Genomic DNA, 16,873 nt, shown 5'->3' on the forward strand with positions numbered 1-16,873 from the left:
ACCTCTTCCCATTCCGAACAGAGAAGTTAAGCCCGATAGCGCCGATGGTACTGCCTTTTTGGTGGGAGAGTAGGTCGACGCCAACTTTTAAAGAGTCTTGTTCCAATGAGGAATGAGACTCTTTTTTGTTATATGTGTAAATTTTTAGAAGCAGAATTTCAATACAGATCCTAAATATATTCTCCTCTTTAACTCTCTCTAAGGTTTTTTAACCTATATTTTGAATCAATCCATTCAACTTAATAACAGTTTGTTTATCTTTGTTGGCTATGAAACAATTCTTCCTATTAGTAACAATTTTAGTTTGTCTTTGTCTGAATTCTTATGCTCAGGTATATGCTGGTGGTCCTGATAATCTTCAAAGAGGTAAATTGGGAAATAGAGATAAATTGGGAAAGGAAGGTAATGAACTTGACAGTTTAGGCTACAATAATGTAAAATCTGTTATAAAGAGTTGGAAACTTACTGATTTTGCTTCGAGAAATGAGTCAGTTGAATTGGATACAATTTTGGGCTTTCAACATAATTACAACCCAATATTTAAAAAGAGTATTTCCAATACTTATTTAGGCAATTTAGGTTCTCCATATTTATCAAATATTTATAGAGATCGTAATGTCAATGAACAGTTCCTACCGTTTTTGCCTTATAGAAACTATATGCTTAAACCGGAAGATATCGTATTCTTTAATACAACCACACCTTTTACAAGTGTTTATTACGAAACAGGTGGCCCTAAGGGACGAGCGGAGAATTTATTGAGAGTGTTGCAAACACAGAATATTAATCCTAACTTGAATGTGGGTGTTAGTTATAACTTAATTTCGAGTGATGGGCAGTATCAAAATCAGAAAACAAAGTTGTATGATTTTAGCTTTTTCTCTTCTTATAAAAAAGAAAGGTACGGGTTGGATTTTGTTTTGAATCAAAATAGTCTGAATAACGAGGAGAACGGTGGATTGTCTGAAGATACTGACTTAACTGATAAAAGTGAGGATCCAGAAAATTTGAAAGTACGGCTTTATGATGCTAAAAGTAAATTGACCAATTTTAATTTTTTCATGAATCATTCCTACGGCATTGGTGAAGAAAGAGAAGTTATTCAGGAGAAGGATACAACTTATTCTTATCCTATAAATTTTATTTATAATTTTAAGTATGAATCAGATAGTTGGAGATATAAGGAAACAATAATCGACAATTCTTTTTATTCACATTATTATTATGATACTAAGGCGACATTTGATAAAGTTGAATATTCAAACATTAGAAATACGTTTCAGCTTGTATTTAATGAAAATAAAAACAAGTGGATTCGTTTGGGAGCTAGGTTTGGAATTATAAGCGATCTTGGAAAATACAACACCAGATTAGCGGTAAAGGAAATTTCCTTTCATCAAGCGGACACGAAAATTCATAACAATCAACTTCTTGCCAGTTTGTTTAGTTCAGCAGGTTCATCTTTAAACTGGAATGCAACCGGAAGGTATGTATTCGAAGGATATAAGCAAAATGATTTTGAGCTAAAATATGAATTAACAAAATGGATTGGAAAAAAAGATTCAATTCATCACGGGGTATCTGTTCTTGCTAAATTAAATTCTAAAACACCTGATTTTCTTCTTTCTAAGTACTATGGAAATAACCAGCAGTGGAATTTGAATTTGGATAAGATTACAGAATTAGAGCTTGGAATTGAATATTTTAATGAGAAAAGGAATTTAAAAATAGGTGGGCAAATTAACCAAATTGATAATTATACTTATTTTGGACTGGATACTATTCCAGAACAAACAAGCAAAGGAATTACGGTATTGACCGGATATTTAGAAAAAAGATTCAAGTTGGGAAACTTTTATCTAAACCAAAAGTTAGTTGGTCAAAAAGGATCTGAGGATAAAATTTTACCATTACCAACTTTTTCAATCTATAGTAATAATTATTATAAAAATACATTTTTTAAAGGCGCACTTGGGCTTCAAGTTGGATTTGCAGTGCATTACAATACTGCATTTTATGCCCCTAACTATATGCCATCAACAGGACAGTTCTTTTTGCAGAATCAGAAAGAAATTGGTGATTATCCTAAGGTTGATGTATACTTTAATTTTAGAATTAGACGTACTCGAATATTTGTTATGTATGAGCACATGAACGCGTCGATTGGCAGTAAAAATTATTTTGTTGCTCCACACTACCCTCTCAATCCAGCCATGTTAAAATATGGACTAATCTGGACTTTTTACAATTAAGGATTTATTATAAAAACCAAGAACTGGAATCAAATATTTCTAGGTTGGAAATCTGATTTTTTCTAATTTTTAATTAGGAAAGGAAAAAGTTATGTCTGGAATCAAATATTTAAAATTATTTATCCCCGTGATTTTCATGGTCTTTCTTCAGACTTGTAATCAAAACCGTAAGATGGTTGGGTTGCAGATTGAAGAGAAACCAGTTGTGGAGTTAAAACATGTAAAGCTTCGTGGGAAGTTGCGTGTGGTTACGGATTACAACTCCACTAATTACTTTGTATACAAGGGGCATACAATGGGGTTTCAATATGAAATGCTGGAAGCTTTGGCTAAACACTTAGGTGTTAAACTGGAGCTGACTGTAAACAATGATTTGGTATCTGCTTTTGCTTCTTTGGAACGAGGTGATGTGGATTTATTAGGGATGAACTTGGCAGTGACAACTGATCGCATGGAGAAATTCAATTTTACGATTCCCCACAGTCAGTCGCCACAGGTATTAATTCAGCGGAGTCCTGTTAATGATTCTACTGGTTTCATTAGGAACAAGGCTGATTTAGGAGGTAAGCGAATTCATGTACAGGCAGGATCATCATTTCAAGAGCATTTGGTAAGACTCTCTAATGAAATGGAAATGCCTATTGATATAGTAGTTGTTGATATGTTGGAGGAGGAGGGGCTGATATCGATGGTTGCCAGTGGTGAGATCGATTATACTATTGCAGATGAAAATGTAGCGATGGTTAATTCTTCGTATTATCCGGGTATTGAGTTTAAGACAAGTGTGAGTTTACCTCAGAATCTGGCATGGGCCTTGCGCAAAGGCGCGAATCATTTAACTCATGATGTTAATATGTGGTTAATGGATTTTCAAAAAACGAAAGAATACAAACGAATATACCAGCGATATTTTAAGAGCAGCCGAATTGAAGAGATGATGCAAAGTGAGTATTTTACTGTAAAAAGTGGTAAGATTTCGGATTTTGATGATCTTCTTAAGGAAAAAGCGAAAATAATAGATTGGGATTGGAGATTGCTGTCAGCGTTGATATCTCAGGAATCTAATTTTAATCCTAAGGCGCAATCATGGGTTGGAGCTTTTGGTTTAATGCAATTAATGCCCGAAACTGCTTATCGATATGATGTTGATTCACTTTCTTCTCCTATTGAGAATGTTGATGCCGGAGTCAGGCATTTGAAATATCTAAAAGGGAAATTGGATGAGACTCTGTCTGACAAGACGGATGAGTTGAAATTTTTACTTGCATCTTATAATGTTGGATTAGGACATGTGCTGGATGCCAGACGTTTGGCTGAAAAGAATGGTAAGAATCCTGATCAATGGAAAGAAAGCGTCGACTATTATTTATTGAATAAATCGAAACCGGAGTTTTTTAATGATCCTGTAGTAAAATATGGTTATTGCCGTGGTTCGGAGCCTTATCAGTATGTGAATAAAATTTTGGAACGCTATAGTAATTACCAAAACATTGTATTACTGAATTAGGCCGGCTCGAAGAAACATTTCTCTTAATTCGGATAGAATCATTGCAGTGGCTCCCCAAATTTTGTGCTCTTTTGCTTGAAAATAAGGAGCGTGAATTTCGAATCCGTTTTTGTTAATTGTGAAATTGCTGATGTTGTTTTTTCCTAATAATAGAGAAACGGGCATTTCGATTATTTCCTCAACTTCGAATTCATTCAATTTAAATTCGGGTTTTTTTTCGCAATATCCTAATACGGGTAAAACCATAAAATTACTGACCGGAATGTAAAGTTCTGTTAAGAAGCCTAATATTTTTATTTTTTTGCAGTCGACACCAAGCTCTTCATTTGTTTCGCGAATTGCAGTTATTGTTCTGTTTGCATCACTTTCTTCATATTTTCCTCCGGGCAAACTAATTTGGCCGCTATGGCTGTTGTTTCCTGTTGTTCTTTTCATGAAAGGAATATACAATTGACCATTGTGAGGATAAAATAATAATAAAACACTGCTATCCCTGGCAATACTAGGATCACTTGTTTTAAGGGCGTGATCCCGAATCGACGGGGACATTAGATTTTGAGCCTCGAAACCAGGTAATCCATTATTTAGTTCATTATTTACTAAACTGGTAAATTGTTCAAGATCAAATATCGTTTCTAAAGTACTCATAAAGGCTTTTTTCTAATAGTACTTAAAGATAACAATAATGTTTCCCTCTAATAAGAAAAAATTATTAATCTTTTTTAGATCTGCAAAAAGTAACCCCGAAAAAAATCGGGGTTTAAGTTATTTTCTAAAGTTTTTAACAAATTGTTCTACTTCAGGAACTCCTCCCTGATAGAGAAGATATCCATTATAAGGTTCTCTTTTTGTTGTTTCATCGTTTATAGGGTTTTGCATAATGTCAATTACCTCTTGTCGTTTGGTGGTTTGGCCTAGTGTCCATCCCAATTTAATATAGGCAGCTTCGGGTAACATATTATCAAGCGGAACAATTCCCATTGAGAGTAAGTCTCGTCCTGTATCGTAAACAAACATGTGAGTGTAACCCCAAAGAGTTTGAACGGTCATGAATATATGAACCCCTTTTTCAACTGCTCTTTTTAAGGCAGGGTAAACCGGTTTGTTGACATGACCAAGGCCAGTACCAGCGATAATTATTCCCTTATAGCCACAGTCAACTAATGCATCGATAATATCGGGTTGCATATTAGGATAGTAGTACAGTATTGTAACTTTTTCTTCGAAGTAAGGAAGGATTTTTACGTTTCGATCTTTTCGTCGGTGATTGTATTGTTTTTTAATTGCTTTAACTCCTTTTCTGGTAACCGTAGCTAAAGGTGTATCGCCAAGAGTTCGGAAAGTAGATCGATAACTCGAATGCATTTTTCTCACTCTGGTTCCCCGGTGCAGAAATCCATATTCATCTGAAGTTGGGCCAAACATACAGACCATTACTTCTGCAATATCACCATGACCGGCAGCCACTGCTGAGTGCATTAAATTTAAAGCTGCATCTGATGACGGTCGGTCTGATGATCGCTGAGAGCCTACTAAAACAATTGGAACGGGTGAATCCTGAACCATATAGGTTAAGGCGGCAGCGGTATGATGCAATGTATCTGTTCCATGAGCGATAATAATTCCATCAATCCCGTTTTCAATTTCTTTTCCAATTGCAATGGCTAGGGAAATGTATTGTTTTGGCCCCATATTTTCACTGAACACAGCAAAAACTTTTTCGGTAGATAGGTTGCATATATCGGCGAGTTCAGGAACAGATCCATAAAGTTCTCCAGGCGAGAAGGCCGGAATTACAGCTCCTGTTCTATAATCTAAGCGGGATGCTATTGTTCCTCCGGTTCCAAACAGCTTTACAGCTGGTTGTCCGTTTGTATAAGGAAATTCTTTTTCGGGAACTTTATAATTGGCTTTTTTGTAACCGGTTTCCTTCATTTCTTTTATGGTTGTAACATTTATTCCAATGTTGTAACCTGTTATTATTTTAAGCACAATGTGTTGGTCATCATCGTTTTCTGCTCTGGGTAAAATCGTTCCGTCGAATTCGCCTCGGGTGGTAACAATATGTGTTTTGCCCCATACCCGAACACTGTATTTTTTTAGGGTCTCAAGAGCCATTCCTTTGTATCCTTGAAAAATATCTTCCATTAGTTAAGTCGTTTGTCGATGTTTATTCTTAATTCCCTTAATTCTATATTCCCAATTGCCTGACGGTGCAATTGCCCCATGATCCAGTGACTGGCATTTTCACTGTTCTCTGATGGATGTAAGTCCTTAAACTTTTCTTCCAGAAAATCAATTGGAGCGATCAACTCGGCCAGACTTCTTTTTTTAAATTTTAAGCTGATTAACATGGAGGCAAAATCCATACTTGGGTTTTGGTAGAGAATAGGGAACAGGTATCGTGCAATGTTTGGATGTAATTCCTGATCGTGAATGAACTTGAATAGTCCGACTAATTTTCGGTAATTGAATTCGGGATGGATGCTGTATTTTCCAATGATGTTTTTATAAGTGTGCCCAAAAAATATTGCGGTACTTTTAGGATCGAATTGAAATCTGTCAGCTATTTCTTTAATAATTGGATACAGATCTTTACTGAGAATAAAATGATGAGAATCCTTAGGTACTCCCCATTCATTCATTTGATTAATTCGCTCACAAATATCATTTGGTAAATCTTTACCAAGATTATTGATGTATTCATCAGATAAAGGAATTGGAGCAGAGTCTGTATCCGGATACATTCGATCGGCACCAGGCAGAACTCTCTCAAAAATTGTTGTTCCATCGGGCAACGATTTGCGTGTTTCGTTTGGGACACCATCAAAAACCATTTTACAACGTTCTTTTATTGTTTCGATTGCTGTAGGGATATCTTCTTTCGCTCCCCAAATAACTAATTGTGCATCATTTGAATTTGATCCTAATTTGGCAAGTATTTTACCAAAATCTTCTTTTGACAGCAATTCTTCCTCTTGCTCTGAATGTACTAAATTGGGATGTTCGATACAGGCAATTACTTTTAAACGCTGGGCAATTTCATTGGCAAAGTTTTGACCTGGCTGGGTGAAATGCGATAGTAATCCCTTAAATTCCGGAAGGTTAACAGCAATAATCTGATGTTCTTTTTCTTTGCATTCAATTAAGGGGGCATATGTGAAATTATAGTCGTGATAATCTAGTTCTTGTGTGAAAATGCACCAATCTTCTTTTTGAATTCGTTCGATTAATAGTTTTTTGATATTTAGCAAAGCCCATTGCCTGAAAGCCTCATTGTGTGAAAGTTCCGGAATCCATTTGTTGTGAGCAACTCCTTTAATTTCAACTCTCGATCCGCCTTTGCAGCTAACATTTACGTCTTCGCGGCCTGCTCCCATTCCTGTGCGAACCAATCCGGTGCTTCTGTTTAAAAAACGGATGTATTCTGCAGCTTCGCGCAATTCATTGGGAGTGTTTAGTTCGGGGGCAGTTACTGTTTCGATGAGTGGTGTTCCAAGACGGTCTGTTTTATAATACCGCTCATGTCCTATGTCTGAGATCTCACGGCAAGAGTCTTCTTCGATGCTTAATTGTATCAAATTCACCTTTTTATTGCTTATTTGAATTTGTCCGTTTACACCTAAAATTGCGGTTCGCTGAAAGCCTGTTGGTATACTTCCATCCAAATATTGTTTTCGGGTAATATGTACTTCACCAACAATATTTAATTTGCACAAAAGTGAGATTCGAAGTGCAATTCCAAGAGCTTCCTGATTAATTCTAAAGGGAGGAGTATCATCAATTTCGTAAGTACAGGCTGTTTCGTTGTTGATACGATATATAATGTTTTTTCGGGTTTTAAACTCCATTAGCGCCGTGCCGTCATATCCGCCAAGTTCGCTCATTGCAGGGCGCATATGTCGTATTATTTCAGCATCGTAAGCTCCGTTTTTGTGAAAGACACCACAGGGACAGTGACAAAACAATTTTTCTTTTGTGTCAAGTTGCTGATGAACTTCCAGTCCGGACATGAAACCAATTCGACGATAATCGTCCTCGGTGGCTTGTTGGCGGGGGACATAGCCAATTTGTTCTTTGGTTTGGAGATAGTTTTTGTTGGGTGTGAATATAGTATTCATTGGGTTAGTTTTTAGTAACCCCAAAAAATACTAATAATCTGTTGGTTAAGAAATGATTTAATTCAGGTTTGCCCCCTGTTTTAATGAATTTTGATTTTGAAATTAGGGTGTAAACGGCAATCTGATTTTATAGCCTTTACTCTCAATATCTGCTTTTATTTTTGCTCCAATTGCTTGTCCCCACGACATTCCGGCCTGCATACTTTCAGTGGTGATTTTAGGTAATTTTTGGGCGATTCTTTTTCCGGCAACCGATTCGTAAAAATCAATCATGGCTAATACATCCTCGTGAGAAAGATTCTGCCTGTAGATTGGAAGAAGCATTTTGATTAAATCATTAACTGAAGTATTCACGAATTCAACTTCAGCTTTGTCCCAATATTCAGTTGGAATATTTGATTCCTGACTTCGTAGTTGAATAATCATCGCTTTAATTGATTCCTGATAGCTGGCTTGTGATCCGTTTATCTGAAACAGATATTTTAAATCTTTTTCGTACGTGTTGGTTTCTTGCCCTGAAGAAGCGAATGTAGATGTCGAAAGGGTAAGAAATAAAAACAATACTATATTTTTCATGGTTTTTTAATTTGCTGAGAGTTTTTTTATTTAGTTAATTGAAGATGATCAAGTATTTTGGAAACTATGATTTGCCTTTTAGTAGCATCATCAGAATTTTTAATATCGATATTAATTGCGAAAAAATATACATTCTCTCCTTTCTCAAGATAGCCAACATACCATCCAATTTGCTTGTTTATTCGAGCAACCCATCCTGTTTTTGCTCTGATTGTATAATCAGGAGTCTGTTCAATAATCATTATTTTTTTCACAATTTCTTGATTTTTTTGCGAAAATGGAAGTTGGTTAAAATATAATTTTTGCAAAAAATCAATTTGTTGGTTTGGGCTGATTCTAATGTCTCCGCTCAACCAGAAAACATCGATTCCTCCGTTTATATTTTTGTTGCCGTAATCTGATGCCTCTACCCAATGTTTCATTCTTTCTTGGCCAATTCTTCTTGCCAGCTCCTGATAAGCCCAAACAGCAGAATATTTTAATCCGCTTTCCAGATTTTGATCCCTATTCCATTCGTTATATCCACGATCGATACTATCCCACTTAATGATTTCTTTTTCATCCTGAATCACTCCGGTTTCCAAAGCAATCATCGAATTAATTATTTTGAATGTGGAAGCCGGCAAAAATGCTGAATCTAATCGTTTCTCATTAAAACTTAATCCGGCATCATTTTTTAAATCATAAATGGTAAAACAGCCATTGATTTTTTCTGATTTGAAAATACCTTCTAAATCGGAAGAAGAGTAATTGTTTAAAATTGAATTTGATTGTGGTGAACAAGCAAAAAGGATAAACAATAAAAAAAATGAAAGTAAGGTTTTCATGATAAACTAGTTTGTAGTTGATAAAACATCCTGTTTTTTGTATACCATCCAAAATAATACAATTCCAAGAGAACAAAGAACGGTTGCAAGAATTGATCCTTCAAAACCAAATTGTCCTCCGGTAAGCATCTCATTGCCATTAATGGTTTGGGAGATTAATGTTTCCGATTTTGTTCCGCTAACTTCGAAACCGAAAATTGGTCCCTGGAAAAAATTCCAGCTAAAATGAAGAGCCAATGGAAACCACAGATTTTTAGTGAAGATATAGCCAATTCCCAGAAGTAATCCGGCAAGGAAAATGTTGGTCAGTCCTACAAGAGACAGATTTGGATTCATTAAATGAAGAGCCATAAATACTAGAGATGATAAAATTAAAGCAGCATATCTGCTCATAGAAACCATAAAATTTCGAAGCAGATATCCTCTTACAAATACTTCCTCGTTTATTGAAACTAAAGTAAACAGTACTACAGACTGAGCTAATCCGATCAAATTAAAAGTAATGGAATCAAACGTTAAGTTTCCGGAAAAATATAAAATTAAACTGCCTGCTCCCATCATGATAAAACCTGCCAACAATCCGTAAAGAATATCTTTTGTTCGTTTTTGAAAGGAAAAACCCAAATCAATCATTTTCTTTCGATCAATAAATCTCGTAAAAATCCAAATGATCAATAAAGTGCCAAAAGTTGAAAATGCTTGTATAATTAAAAATCCAAGGGTTGGAATTTGAGATATATTTTTGAAGACCTCTAAAATATTATCATTTGAAATAGTAGCCCAGATAAAGGCTCCCAAAGCTTGAAAAATTACGCTGACTATAAAGAAAGGTATAATGATTAGTACTGCTCGAAGCCATCCTTTTTTAATTGCCGGTTCTTTTGTGATAGAATTCATTAAAAAATGTGTTTTGGTTAGGAAGGATAAAATTAACAAAATCCTGATGTTATAAAAGGGAAAAATAAGTTACGCTTAGTTTATTGTGACATAAAAAAGGGTTGTCCGAATAAGAACAACCCTTTATTTATTGATTACTCATTTATACGATACCCTGTGCAATCATGGCATTGGCAACTTTTACAAAACCGCCAATATTTGCACCATTCACGTAGTTTACAAATCCATTTGAAGATTTTCCAAACTTAACACATGTGGTATGAATATCCTTCATAATCCTTTTAAGCTGATTGTCAACTTCCTCGCGGGTCCAGCTTAAACGCATCGCGTTTTGAGACATTTCCAAGCCAGAAACAGCAACACCACCGGCATTGGCCGCTTTGCCGGGACCATACAGAATTTCATTTTTAATATAAATATCCACAGCTTCGGGAGTAGAAGGCATATTAGCACCTTCCGAAATGCAAATGCAGCCATTATCAATTAAGATTTTCGCTTCTTCAGCATTTATTTCATTTTGTGTGGCACTTGGCAAAGCAACATCACACTTCACTCCCCAAGGTCTTGCGTCTGGATAGTAGGCAACATTGTATTTCTTGGCATATTCTTCAATTCTGCCTCGTTTAATGTTTTTAAGTCTCATCACGTAAGTGAGTTTTTCTCCATCAATTCCATCCGGATCATGAATAAAACCTGAAGAATCGGATAAGGTAACCACTTTACCTCCTAATTCATTCACTTTTTCGACAGTAAACTGAGCAACATTTCCCGAACCGGAAACTGTTACGATCTTGCCTTTCAGACTGTCATTTTTAGTTTTCAGCATTTCTTCGGCAAAATATACATTGCCATAGCCGGTTGCTTCGGGACGGATTACACTTCCTCCCCATTCTGCACCTTTACCGGTTAAAACGCCTGTAAATTCGTTACGTATTCGTTTATATTGACCAAATAGATAACCAATTTCCCGGCCTCCAACTCCTATATCTCCGGCAGGAACATCTGTGTTTGGCCCAATGTGCTTACATAGTTCAGTCATAAAGCTTTGGCAGAACCGCATTACTTCATTATCCGATTTTTGTTTTGGATCAAAGTCTGAGCCCCCTTTTCCGCCTCCCATTGGGAGTGTGGTTAAGCTGTTTTTGAAAACTTGTTCGAATGCAAGAAATTTTAGAATACCAAGGTTTACCGTTGGGTGAAAACGCAATCCACCTTTGTACGGGCCAATTGCACTGTTCATTTCAATACGGTATCCGCGGTTCACTTGAATTTCCCCCTTGTCATCAACCCAGGGAACCCGGAAAATTAAGATTCTTTCAGGCTCTGAAATCCTCTCCAGGATTTTAGCTGTTTTGTACTTTGGGTTTTCCTCTAAAAAAGGAAGTAATGACTCCACCACTTCGTGAACAGCCTGATGAAATTCAATTTCTCCTGGTGTTCTACTTTTTAATTTGTCCATAAATTCCTTGCTGGAAGGAGCCTTTAACATAGTTGTCATGGTAATTAATGTTTAAGTTAGACATGAATTATACTGGGTGTGAATGAACGTGATCGTAAATACTACCGGTTAGTATTTCAAATTATCCTTATCTGAGTGATATTGATGGTCAAATACTAATCGGCATTATTCCGGTTTGTTTTTGATTTCAAAACGGAATACCAGCGATCATATTTAAAGGTAAAAAAGAAATCCCTCAAGGTCAAGGGCTTAGGTTTCACTTAAATTGTTTAAATTTAAAAGAGCCTACAAACAGTAGTCAAATCACCACGATCTTTTTACAATTTTTAATGCATCTACGTAAGTAAACCGAAAATGTATGGAATCAAATCCAGGTAAAGAGCAGGGAATCAATAAGATTATAGCTGAAAATATTGAGCGTTTAAAAGAACTTTCCGCAATTAATCAAACAACAGGTATTATTAAGGAAGGAAAATCCATTGAGGATACTTTACAGCAAATCTGCTTTATTCTTCCTAAAGCATGGCAATATCCGGAGTTCACGGTTGCCCGTATTGTATTTGACGGACAAGAATACCTCAGCCCCGGATTTCGTCTCTCGCAATGGACACTAACACAGGAATTTTTAACAATCAATAATCGAAGCGGACGAATTGAGGTTTGTTATGTGAAAAAATTTCCGCAACAAGATGAAGGGCCTTTTTTGAAAGAAGAAAGGCATTTGATTGAAAATATTGGGAATATTATTGTTGGTTATATCAATAGTGAAACGGGAAAAGAACTGCTCAGCCAAAAAAGGAAAGTTGACCCTAAAAAGAAGGAAATAATAGGCCCCTATGTTCCGGTTACGAATCGTAAATTATTACAGGATTTCTTAAATAAAAACAACGCCGACCGGGATATTTATCATGATTTAATGCCCTTTAAGGTAAAGGAAATATTGTTGGTTGCGAATTTATACGATGCTTATTGTATTGAACGCGAAGGACGTTTTTCAGAGCAAATCTCCAGTGAATATCATCAGCTGAATCTAACATCAATGCCCCGGGTTACAGGAGTTTCAAATTTGGAAGAAGCCATGGAGCAATTGCACTCCAGACATTTTGATATGATTATATTAATGGTTGGAGTAGATAAAAAAACGCCAATCGTTTTAAGTGAACGAATTAAAAAGGAATTTCCCTATATATCTATTTTTTTATTGCTGAATAATGATGCCGATATCGCTTTGTTCGAAGAACAACGGACAGAGCTGAAAAGTGTAGATAAAATATTTGTGTGGAATGGCGAATCGCAGGTTTTCTTTGCAATGATTAAGAGTTTGGAAGATAAGGTGAATGTTGAAAATGATACCAAGATTGGATTGGCCCGGGTAATTTTACTGGTTGAAGATTCGGCGAAATATTATTCCAGATACATGCCAATGCTTTATCAGAGTGTTTTGGCGCAAACCCAGCGAATAATCAATGACGTAAGTACCGATGCTCAGTATAAGATTCTTCGTTTACGGGCGCGACCTAAAATATTACTGGCCTCGAATTACGAAGAGGCAATGGATATTTATTATCGGTTTAGGGAGTATTTGTTGTGCTTAATTTCGGATGTGAAGTTTAAAAAAGATGGAATATTCTTAGATGATGCCGGAATTCGTTTGGTAAAAGAAATTAAAGAAGAATACCCAAATCTACCGGTTATATTGCAATCGTCTGATGTTTCCAATGCCAGCCATGCTTTTAAGCTGAAGGCTAGTTTTATCGATAAAAACTCTGAAACACTTAGAGGGGATATTCGTTTGTTTATTCGTCAGTTTCTGGGCTTTGGCGATTTTGTGTATAAAGATGCCATGGGCAATGAAATTGCTACGGCAAAATCATTAAAAGAGTTTGAGGATTATTTGTACCATATTCCGGGCGAATCTTTGGTTTATCATGCCAAAAAGAATCATTTTTCTTTATGGCTGATGGCTCGTGGAGAGATTCGGGTTGCTAAAATGATTGCACCCTATCATATTACAGATTTTAAATCGGCTGAAGATGTCCGGGATTATTTAATTAATGTAATTCAGAATTACCGGAACGAAAAAAATAAGGGAAAGGTTGTAGAGTTCAATGCCGATTTTGCTCTTAATGCCAATAATATAGTCACTTTGTCTACTGGTTCGTTAGGTGGAAAAGGGCGGGGATTGGCTTTCATCAACTCCATGCTTTTTAATCTGAATTTGAGCCGTTTTGTTCCAGGAATAAATATAAAGGCGCCTATGACTGCAGTAATTGGTGTTGATGAATACGAATCATTCTTAGATCGAAATAACCTTTTAGACCGAATTAAGGATTTGGATGATTTTGAGCAAATTCAGTGGCTGTTTAGGGATGCAGAATTAACGCATCGTCTCGTTCAAAAAATAAGAATCATGCTAATGAATTTTGAGAAGCCACTGGCGATCCGATCTTCCGGATTGTTTGAAGACTCATTACTTCAGCCGGTAGCAGGGGTTTTTCAAACCTACCTTGTGCCCAATAATCATCCCGATTTAGATATTCGGGTTAAGCAGGTAACCGACGCTGTAAAATTAGTTTATGCATCCATTTTTTCCAACGATGCAAGATTGAATGTTTCTGCCATGAATTATAAAATAGAGGAAGAAAAAATGGCTGTGGTTATTCAGGAAGTAGTAGGAAACCAGTACGGATCAGCTTTTTATCCTCACATTTCGGGCGTAGCTCAATCGTACAATTATTATCCTTTTGGGCACATGAAACCCGAAGAAGGATACGCCGTGATAGGTGTTGGTTTGGGTAAATATGTTGTAGATGGCGAAAAGGCATTTCGCTTTTCTCCTGTTTTCCCAACTATTGAGAATAACAGTGCGAAAGATCAATTTAAAAATTCGCAGGTAGAATTTTATGCTGTTGACCTCAACAAAAAAGATTTGGATCTTATGGAGGGTGATACGGCAGGATTAATTCGTTTGGATATTGATGAAGCAGAAGAACATGGTAATTTAGTGCATTGTGCTTCTGTTTATAATTCCATGAGTGATACAATTAGTCCTGGTTTGGATGTTATGGGACCAAGAATCATCAATTTCGCCAATATTTTAAAATACAATTATATTCCACTGGCAAAAACAATTGAACTTGTTTTGGATATCATAAAAGAAGCGATGGGTTCACCGATTGAGATAGAGTTTGCCGTCGATTTAACGAAAGATAAAGAAGGGAAGGCTTCGTTTTATCTTCTGCAGATAAAACCTTTGGTTGGTAATATAGATGATTACCATATTGATTTGAATGAAATTGACAGAAGCAAGCTTTTGATGATTTCTGAAATGAGTATGGGAAACGGATTGGTAGATGATATTGTTGATGTTGTTTATGTTGTGCCCGAATTATTCAAAAAAGATTTGACTCTTGAGATTGCGGATACCATCTCAAAAATTAATCTTGAAATGAGAGAAAAAAATAAACGTTTTGTATTGATTGGTCCGGGGCGTTGGGGCACCCGCGACCGATGGATTGGAATTCCTGTAAAATGGAACGACATCTCCTTCTCGAAATTAATTGTGGAGACAAGCTTTGAGGATTATCCTTTGGAAGCATCATCCGGATCTCACTTTTTTCACAATGTAACATCAATGAATATTGGCTACAGCTCCATTCACCACCATTCAGAAACATCCTTTATCGAATATCAGTTACTAAAAAAGCAGAAATTAATTGGGGAGTATGGCGCCGTTCGTCACGTTCAGTTTAAAAAACCATTAAGTATTAAATTGGATGGTAAAAAACGACTGGCTGTTGTGAGTTGGGAATGATATTTAAAAATGAATGGAAATGCCTAAAGCCAGATTCCAGATATCATAAAACTTAACATATTCTGTTCTTATGCCTTCTAAAAGATAATTGTCAATTGTTCCAATTTCGGTGTAAAAATCGATTCCTTTAATTATTTTATAAGGAAGAGGGTGGTAAACCATAGCGCCGACAAAAGGAGCAAAATGTATTTTATTCTGAAAATAATAATCATTGGGGAAGTAGTTGGGTAAATTTCGGTAGGTATTGTGAGTTGAACCAAAATTGATACTTAAGCCTGCCGTTGGAGCAACTACAAAATCACCAATGTGAAATTGTTTGATAAGAAATGTGTTCTTAAATGCAACTGTATTTAGAGTATGAACATGTGAATGTATTGATGTACTGCCATACATTATAGAAAGACGATACCAGTCTTTTGCCAGATGGTAGGTGATTCCGGCAGAAAGGAAACCTATATTACCTGCGTATTGAATTTTTGCATCACGAGGTAAATACCATTTTCTTTTTATCGAATCAGTTTGGACTTCGTTAAGATTACTACCCAAGGCTGATAGGTTAAAACAGCAGCAACATACTAAAATGTGTATTATATATTTTTTCATTAAAAAGCGATGTTTTCAATCGAATAATTACCATTATCAATAGTAATTACCTGATAGTGATTATCAGCAATATCACCTCCTACCAAAAAATCTGTTTTGCCATATTTTTTGCCGTGATAAAAGCTGTGTGTATGGCCATGTATGGAGAGTTTAATATTGTTATTCTCAAGTATTTGATTTAGAATTGAATCTTCTCCGTCATATTGATCTGCATAAGGAGGGATGTGTGAGACCGGAATCACAAGATCAGCACTGCCATCATTTTTTAAATTATCATTGAACCAATCAAAATCAGGATTTGTGTTTTTTCTTTCCCATACAATATTATCAAACATTACAAATTTGCAGCCTTTGTAAGTAAATGTATAGTTGTTTTCACCAAAGGAGGTTTGGTACAATCTTTCGCCATTCGATAAGAAGTCGTGATTTCCGATTACCGTAAAAAAAGGAACATTTAGATTTTCCAGAATTTCGTTGCACCATGTAAATTCTTTGTGAAGGGCACTTAAGGTTAAATCGCCGCCATGTATTACAAAATCAATATCGTCTCTTTTATTTAAAGCCGTAACAGCATTATTGAATTCATCATAAAATGTGTGAGTATCTGTTATAAAGGCGAATTTAAACGTTTTATTATTATTGACAATCTTTATTTTATCCAGATTTTTAGCGGTTAAATCTCTGAATTTATTTTTTACTTCATTATCATATGGACTGTATTCATAAGGCAGACTGCATCCTGGGAATACTCCCAAAATTGCAGACAGGCATACCAGTCCGTTGGTTTTTATAAAATCACGCCGGATCATATTTATAC

Annotated in this window: 12 protein-coding genes and 1 rRNA gene; 4 read left to right on the forward strand and 9 right to left on the reverse strand. The window is 35.9% G+C overall.

Going from position 1 to position 16,873, the window contains the following annotated elements; all coding sequences use genetic code 11:
* The 3 genes from rrf to BZG01_RS09475 form a co-directional block, all read left to right on the forward strand.
* A 5S ribosomal RNA gene (rrf, locus tag BZG01_RS09465) occupies nucleotides 1-86 on the forward strand; the annotation flags it as partial.
* Nucleotides 87-269: 183 nt separating this feature from the next.
* Nucleotides 270-2,252, forward strand: coding sequence for a putative porin (locus BZG01_RS09470; protein WP_101309597.1), 1,983 nt, complete (start codon nucleotides 270-272; stop codon nucleotides 2,250-2,252).
* A 91-nt stretch (nucleotides 2,253-2,343) separates the two neighbouring features.
* A complete protein-coding gene (locus tag BZG01_RS09475; RefSeq protein ID WP_101309598.1) occupies nucleotides 2,344-3,759 on the forward strand; it encodes an MltF family protein in 1,416 nt (471 codons plus the stop codon).
* On the opposite strand, the gene BZG01_RS09480 is transcribed toward BZG01_RS09475, so the two are convergent.
* The 7 genes from BZG01_RS09480 to gdhA all read right to left on the reverse strand — a co-directional run bounded on the left by BZG01_RS09480 (nucleotide 3,748) and on the right by gdhA (nucleotide 11,678).
* Nucleotides 3,748-4,407: an NUDIX hydrolase gene (locus BZG01_RS09480; RefSeq protein ID WP_101309599.1), complete on the reverse strand. Its 660-nt coding sequence runs from the start codon at nucleotides 4,405-4,407 to the stop codon at nucleotides 3,748-3,750. The genes BZG01_RS09475 and BZG01_RS09480 overlap by 12 nt on opposite strands.
* A gap of 117 nt (nucleotides 4,408-4,524) precedes the next feature.
* Entirely contained in the window at nucleotides 4,525-5,907 is a 1,383-nt protein-coding gene (gene gatD / locus BZG01_RS09485; protein ID WP_101309600.1) for a Glu-tRNA(Gln) amidotransferase subunit GatD, read from the reverse strand.
* Nucleotides 5,907-7,880 (reverse strand): Glu-tRNA(Gln) amidotransferase subunit GatE, encoded by a 1,974-nt coding sequence (gene gatE / locus BZG01_RS09490; protein ID WP_101309601.1) that lies wholly within the window; start codon nucleotides 7,878-7,880, stop codon nucleotides 5,907-5,909. Before gatE ends, gatD begins: the two co-directional genes overlap by 1 nt.
* Before the next feature lie 102 nt (nucleotides 7,881-7,982).
* On the reverse strand, nucleotides 7,983-8,456 hold the full coding sequence (locus BZG01_RS09495) for a DUF2059 domain-containing protein (RefSeq protein WP_101309602.1): 474 nt from the start codon (nucleotides 8,454-8,456) through the stop codon (nucleotides 7,983-7,985).
* A 26-nt stretch (nucleotides 8,457-8,482) separates the two neighbouring features.
* Entirely contained in the window at nucleotides 8,483-9,283 is an 801-nt protein-coding gene (gene blaOXA / locus BZG01_RS09500; protein WP_101309603.1) for a class D beta-lactamase, read from the reverse strand.
* A 6-nt stretch (nucleotides 9,284-9,289) separates the two neighbouring features.
* Nucleotides 9,290-10,180 carry a CPBP family intramembrane glutamic endopeptidase gene (locus BZG01_RS09505; protein ID WP_101309604.1) on the reverse strand — a complete coding sequence of 297 codons (891 nt, stop codon included), beginning with the start codon at nucleotides 10,178-10,180 and terminating at the stop codon, nucleotides 9,290-9,292.
* A 142-nt stretch (nucleotides 10,181-10,322) separates the two neighbouring features.
* Entirely contained in the window at nucleotides 10,323-11,678 is a 1,356-nt protein-coding gene (gdhA, locus tag BZG01_RS09510; protein ID WP_218973068.1) for an NADP-specific glutamate dehydrogenase, read from the reverse strand.
* A gap of 319 nt (nucleotides 11,679-11,997) precedes the next feature.
* On the opposite strand from gdhA, the gene BZG01_RS09515 reads away from it, so the two are divergent.
* Entirely contained in the window at nucleotides 11,998-15,453 is a 3,456-nt protein-coding gene (locus tag BZG01_RS09515) for a DUF5752 family protein (protein WP_101309606.1), read from the forward strand.
* Nucleotides 15,454-15,456: 3 nt separating this feature from the next.
* Here the strand turns inward: BZG01_RS09515 and BZG01_RS09520 are convergent, their stop codons facing one another.
* Both BZG01_RS09520 and BZG01_RS09525 read right to left on the reverse strand, forming a co-directional pair.
* A complete protein-coding gene (locus tag BZG01_RS09520) occupies nucleotides 15,457-16,056 on the reverse strand; it encodes a hypothetical protein (protein ID WP_101309607.1) in 600 nt (199 codons plus the stop codon).
* Nucleotides 16,056-16,865, reverse strand: a complete 810-nt coding sequence (locus BZG01_RS09525; protein ID WP_101309608.1) for a metallophosphoesterase family protein — start codon at nucleotides 16,863-16,865, stop codon at nucleotides 16,056-16,058. The genes BZG01_RS09520 and BZG01_RS09525 overlap by 1 nt, the downstream gene beginning before the upstream one ends.
* Between the last annotated feature and the right edge of the window lie 8 nt (nucleotides 16,866-16,873).

This window comes from Labilibaculum manganireducens, from assembly GCF_002843385.1.
Classification (GTDB): domain Bacteria; phylum Bacteroidota; class Bacteroidia; order Bacteroidales; family Marinifilaceae; genus Labilibaculum; species Labilibaculum manganireducens.